The sequence below is a fragment of the Romboutsia sp. LXY-2 genome, assembly GCF_056171995.1.
The window spans coordinates 528,334-534,524 of the sequence record NZ_JBKFGI010000003.1 but is presented as its reverse complement, the minus strand read 5'-3'; the positions used below and the strand labels follow the sequence as shown (position 1 = coordinate 534,524).

Sequence of the window (6,191 nt, the reverse complement as noted above, 5' to 3'; positions counted from 1 at the left end):
AATAGCAAAAATAATAGCTAAAGAGTTAGGTATAAATTATATAGATACTGGAGCTATGTACAGAGCAATAACTTACAAATGTTTAAACAATAATATAGACATAAATAATGAAGAAGAAGTTATAAAACTTGCGAAAGCTACAGACATTGATTTTAAGGATAATAACATATATTTAGATGGTAATGTTATTAATGAAGAAATAAGAACAGTTGAAGTATCTAACAATGTATCAAATGTTGCTAAAATAAAAGAAGTAAGACATTTACTAGTAGATGTTCAAAGAGAAATTGGGAAAAGAAATTCTGGAATATTAGATGGTAGAGATATTGGTTCATATGTATTCCCTAATGCAGATTATAAATTCTTCTTAATAGCTACTCCTGAAGAAAGAGGAGCTAGAAGACATAAAGAGTTATGTGAAAAAGGATATGATGTTAGCCTTGAAGAAATAATAAAGGATATAGTAAAAAGAGATGAAATTGACTCTAATAGAGAATTTGCTCCTTTAGTTAAAGCAGATGATGCCGTTGAAATCGACACTACTGGAAAAACAATAGAACAAGTTGTTGAAGAAGTTATTTCTAAAATTAAATTATAAGAGTGTACTAAACATTCGAAAGGGAGATAAGTGTGAGTTTTTATAATTTTGTAATAAAAGTATTCAAAGGATTCTGTAATGTATTTTTTAAATATAAAGTAGTAGGATCAGAAAATATACCAAATGAAGGTAATATAATAATAGCTGCTAATCATAAGTCTAACCTAGATCCTATTTTTATAGCAGCAGCTATAGAAAATAGACAAGTTGCTGCTATAGCTAAAAAAGAATTATTTAATATTAAACCTTTAGGGTATATATTAAGTAAATTAAATGTAATACCAATAAATAGAGATAAGCCGGATATTTCCACTATAAAAAATATATTAAAGGCAATAAAAGATGGTTATGTCTTAGGTATTTTCCCTGAGGGAACAAGAGTTAAAGGTCCAGGCTTTGGTGAAGCTAAGGCTGGTCTTTCTCTCTTTGCAGTTAAAGGTAAGGCTATGGTAGTGCCTATATCAATAATTTCTAATTATAAAATATTTAATAGAGTTACTATTTATATAGACAAGCCTGTTTCTTTTGAGGAATACTACAAAGTAAAGTTATCGTCAGAAGACTATGAAAGATTGTCAAATAATATTTTAGAAATAATAAAAGAAAACTACTTTATACATTCAAAATAGGGAGAGAAAACATGGAAGTTAAAATAGCTAAAAATGCTGGATTTTGCTTTGGTGTAAAAAGAGCTATGAAAATGGCTTGGGATGAACTAGAAAATAGTAATGACACTATATTTGCATTAGGTCCATTAATACATAATAAACAAGCAGTATCTAAGTATGAGGAAAAAGGACTAAAAACTATTGAAGAAGTATGTCAAGTTCCAACTCAGAAAAACATGATTATAAGATCACATGGTGTAGCTGAAAAAATTTATACTGATGCGAAAGATAAAGATATAAATATAATTGATACTACATGTCCATTTGTAAAAAAGATTCACACTATAGTTAAAGAAGCGTATGAAGATGGATATGATATTATTGTAATCGGCGATAGTAAACATCCTGAGGTTATAGGTATTAATGGTTGGTGTAATAACAGTGCATTAATTTTTAAATCACTTAGTGAAATTGAAGAAATCAATTTAAATAAAGATAAAAAATACTGTGTAGTTGCACAGACTACTATAAACCTAGACAATTATAATAAAATTGAAGAGTTTTTATCAAAAGAAATAGAAAACATAAGATTTAATAATACAATATGCTCAGCTACAAAGGTAAGACAACAATCAGCTAAAGAATTATCTGATGAAGTTGATTGTATGATTGTAATAGGAGGAAGGCATAGTTCGAATACTCAAAAGCTTGTTTCAATCTGTGAAAACACAGTTCCTACTATTGCTATAGAAACAAAAGACGAATTAGTTTCAAAAGACTTATCTATATATAACATTGTTGGGGTAACGGCAGGAGCTTCTACTCCTAACTGGATAATAGATGAAGTAATTAGTTATTTAGAATCACTATAAAAGAATGTAATGAGCTTTAAAGGCCGTATATAGTAAGTACATATAAAAGTGTGTAAGCTATGTATGGCTTTTTTACGTATTAGGAAATAAAAGTAACAATTAATTTACAATTTTAAACAAAATATTATTAATGATTGCAAAACATGTCGTATGATGTATAATAATAATTGCAGTAATTAATAGGGGGCATATATAATGAGACTATTAGTAGTTATACTATCTATATTAGTAGTATTAGTATCATCACTTAATATAGCTGTTTCAATGGAAAAAGAAAAGGAAGAAATTCAAAGAACAAATATATTAAATTATAATAGCGAAGCAATAAAACAGGCTATGGAAAACAACAGAGACGTAAGTGAATATGTAGAAGGTAAAAAGCCATTATATATTGATGGAATAGTTATTGTTAACAAGGACTATGGATTACCTAAAAATTTCAGATCCCCTCTTGAAGAAGAAGCTTTAGATGCTTTTGGAAAAATGAAAAAAGATGCATATAAAAAAGGAATAGTATTAAATATAAGAAGTGGTTATAGATCTTATAGTACACAGGTTTCTTTATTTAATAGATATGCTCAAAATGATGGTAGTGAAGTTGCAAACACATATTCAGCCAAAGCAGGTTTTAGTGAACATCAAACAGGTCTTGCTTTAGATATTACTAATCGAAATACGAATAAAGCACCTGGTAATTGGTTTGATGATACACCAGAAGCTAAGTGGCTTTATGAAAATGCACATAAGTATGGATTTATATTAAGATATCCACAAGGGAAAGAACATGTTACAGGATATATTTATGAGTCATGGCATTATAGATATGTAGGTGTAGAGCATAGTGAAAACTTCAATATGAATAACTTAACATTAGAGGAATATGTTGGACTATATAATGAGTAATCTTTATATAGAAAAGCCTAAGCTTGGTTGCTTAGGCTTTTTTATTGTTTTAACAAGTAATACACAATATATAAATAACTATACAGTAATTAGCTTAATAAAATCTTCGATTTTTAGGTTATTAAAATAATCTTGAATGTTTATATTACAAAGAGCATTATTTATTTCTTTTTCCTCTATTTTACATCCCACTAATTTATTTGAAATATCTACATTGTCTCCATTTCCAAAATAATCACCAAATATTTTAATGCTATTAATTATACCATTATTAACTTCCATATATAATTCGATTTTCCCACAGCCATCAAAACGTCGTTCTTTTAATATATTATATTTTGGAGATGAGCCAAAGTTCCATTCCCAGTTACTATATCGATTATTCTTTATAACTTCGATGTTTTTTATATCAACATTGGTAAGTTTATATTCAGTTAAATCTGAGTCTTCAAACATATATCGAAGTAATAACTTTTTAAACTCATATATTGGTATATCTTCTTTCATATGTTCTTTAACATTAGTGACTCTACTTTTTACAGATTTTACACCCTTAGATTGTATTTTATCTTTAGATACCTTAAGAGAAGATGCAACTACACTAATGTCAGAATCATACATTATTGTTCCATGGTGCATTATTCTGTTTTTCTTTGCATACTGTGAGTTTCCTGAAAACTTCTGACCGTTAATAGTTATATCATTTCTACCATTAATCTCTGCCTTAACATCAAGTTTTTCTAAAGCTTTTACTATAGGATTACAGAATTTACTAAAGTTAAATTTACTTATATTACCATCATCTACAATAAATGTGAAGTTTAGGTTGCCTAAATCATGATAGACAGCTCCTCCCCCCGACAAACGCCTTACAACACTAATACCTTTTTGATTTACATACTCTTGGTTTATTTCTTCTATAGTGTTTTGGTGTTTGCCTATTATTATGGCGTTATCATTTTGCCATAACATAAAATATTCTTCATCTCTACTCATTTTATCAAAAACATATTGTTCTAATGCCAAATTAAAATATGGATCATTAGATGGACTTTCAATGTATTTCATTTTTAATTTCCCCCTAATACTAAAAAATTTATACAATTGTTGCCATTATTATATATTTTTCACAAATTAATGTAAATAATTTTTTGTAAAAAGTAAAAACTTTCAGTCTAAATATAAGAATACTATTAAGCATTATAGTAAAATATATAAAGATAAAATAAAGTGATATGAAATTATTAATAAAGAATTACAAAACATACAATTGAATATATTAAAAAACATTAAAGATAGTATTTAAAAATATATCTTAAGCTTCTATAATAATATATATAAATAAGTTAAGTAATTTTATTTATATCAAGTATAGGATGGTATGTTATATGAAAAAATATAATTTTGATTGTAAGTTATTTAGACAAGTTGGAAATGTCTATAAAATGATTAAGTATGGATATTTAGATGATAAACATATTAAAGGTGAGAGTATACAATATGGTAATAATAAAAAAAATTACTATAAGGTTTTTAAAAGTAATAAAAAAAGTAAGCTAACTATATTTTTTGTTCACGGCGGAGGATGGTGGCAAGGTAGTCCATCCTTATATAGTGGTGTAGGAAAGTTTTTCGCTAAAAAAGGATATAATACAGTAATAGTTGGTTATCGGCTAGTTCCAAAATTTACTTATCCTTCACAAATTGATGACTGCTTTGAAGCTCTAAAACATTATATCAATAATCATTGTAATAATGAGCATCTTGTAATAGGAGGATATTCAGCTGGTTCTGAGCTTGCTAGCCATTTAGTATTTGATTTGGATAGACAAAATAAATATAAAATAAGTCCTTCTATACTAAAAGGATTTTTTTCTATAGCGGGAGTTTTAGATTTTACAAAATGTAATTCAAGAGCTTCTAAAAAGCTTATTAGAAATTATCTAAATGGCATAGATCAATTTTATTGTAATCCAATTAGTATGATTAATAGTAAATATTCTAATATACCTGTATTATTTATTCATGGCGATAAAGATTCCTTAATTAACGTAGAAAATTCTATATCTTTTAGCAAAAGATTAAATAATAATTCAAGTCTAAAGATTATTAAAGGTATAGATCATGAACATTCAATAGATATTGTAAGAGGCCCTGGCAATTTATATTCAAGTTATATATTTGACTTTTTTGATAAAATTGCCATAAATAAAGAGGTGAATTGATGGGAGAAAATAATAAGAGTTACTTTATAGATAATTTGAAAGCTATTCTGATTGTTTTAGTAGTATTTGGTCATCTTATTGAAAGATATATAGATACTAGTAGTACTTTAAGAGGTTTATATATATTTATATATATATTTCATATGCCTTTATTTATATTTGTATCCGGTTTATTATCAAAGAATGTTAATAAAAGTAATAAAGTATTTTTTAAGAATTTATTAATTCCATATATTGTATTAAATATCCTTTGGTATTCTTTAGCTTATGCATATACTAGAGATATTAATATACCGATTATTTATCCTGGTTGGACACTATGGTTTTTATTAAGTTTATTTTTCTGGAGAATATCACTAAAATACTTAATAAGGATAAAATATATTCTTCCTATTAGTTTTCTATTAGGACTTATTGTGGGACTTATGTCTAATGGTTCTGTACTATCATTTTCAAGGACAATAGTGTATTTACCATTTTTCTTACTAGGATATTATACAGATTTAAATAGACTGAAAAGAATAGATGAAAAAGTGAATATTTGGTTTGCTATATTAGGAATTTCAGTATTTATTACACTAGCTTTAATCTCAGCAGAAGTAAACTTTATTGACTATAAATTTTTATATGGCTCATATTCATTTAAAGAATTGGGTATGAATAACTTGCAAGGTTTAATATATAGAGGTGTGCTTTATATAAGTAGTATTTTATTAAGCATATTTGTTTGTATAATTACACCAACAAGTAAAACTTTTTATTCTGAAATGGGAAAATCAACAATGTATGTGTATACTTTTCATATATATGTTGTGTTACTAATATTTTATTTAATTCCAACATGGGATGAGCACATATTTACAAATTTTATTATTTTAATTAGTCCTTTATTTGTAACCTTCATATTATCTCGAAAGTTTTTTGCAAGAATATATGATTTTCTATTTAATAAGATATTTAAACTAACTAGATTATAAATACCCAA

General features: G+C 26.4%; 7 protein-coding genes. 6 read left to right on the top strand and 1 reads right to left on the bottom strand.

Annotated elements, in window-relative coordinates; all coding sequences use genetic code 11:
* The first annotated feature begins 1 nt into the window (after nt 1).
* The 4 genes from cmk (at nt 2) to ACI48P_RS08310 (ending at nt 2,981) form a co-directional block, all read left to right on the top strand.
* Complete coding sequence (cmk, locus tag ACI48P_RS08325) at nt 2-598, top strand: (d)CMP kinase (protein ID WP_475215027.1); 597 nt, start codon at nt 2-4, stop codon at nt 596-598.
* A 32-nt stretch (nt 599-630) separates the two neighbouring features.
* Nucleotides 631-1,227 carry a lysophospholipid acyltransferase family protein gene (locus tag ACI48P_RS08320; protein WP_475215026.1) on the top strand — a complete coding sequence of 199 codons (597 nt, stop codon included), beginning with the start codon at nt 631-633 and terminating at the stop codon, nt 1,225-1,227.
* An 11-nt stretch (nt 1,228-1,238) separates the two neighbouring features.
* Entirely contained in the window at nt 1,239-2,078 is an 840-nt protein-coding gene (locus ACI48P_RS08315; protein ID WP_475215025.1) for a 4-hydroxy-3-methylbut-2-enyl diphosphate reductase, read from the top strand.
* Nucleotides 2,079-2,273: 195 nt separating this feature from the next.
* Nucleotides 2,274-2,981, top strand: coding sequence for a M15 family metallopeptidase (locus ACI48P_RS08310; RefSeq protein WP_475215024.1), 708 nt, complete (start codon nt 2,274-2,276; stop codon nt 2,979-2,981).
* Between the two features lie 78 nt (nt 2,982-3,059).
* Here ACI48P_RS08310 and ACI48P_RS08305 read toward each other — a convergent pair whose 3' ends face one another.
* Nucleotides 3,060-4,049: a lipoate--protein ligase gene (locus tag ACI48P_RS08305; protein ID WP_475215023.1), complete on the bottom strand. Its 990-nt coding sequence runs from the start codon at nt 4,047-4,049 to the stop codon at nt 3,060-3,062.
* 320 nt (nt 4,050-4,369) lie between these two features.
* Here ACI48P_RS08305 and ACI48P_RS08300 point away from each other — a divergent pair, with 320 nt between their 5' ends.
* Nucleotides 4,370-5,206, top strand: coding sequence for an alpha/beta hydrolase (locus ACI48P_RS08300; RefSeq protein WP_475215022.1), 837 nt, complete (start codon nt 4,370-4,372; stop codon nt 5,204-5,206).
* Nucleotides 5,206-6,183, top strand: coding sequence for an acyltransferase family protein (locus ACI48P_RS08295; protein ID WP_475215021.1), 978 nt, complete (start codon nt 5,206-5,208; stop codon nt 6,181-6,183). Before ACI48P_RS08300 ends, ACI48P_RS08295 begins: the two co-directional genes overlap by 1 nt.
* Nucleotides 6,184-6,191: the final 8 nt, after the last annotated feature.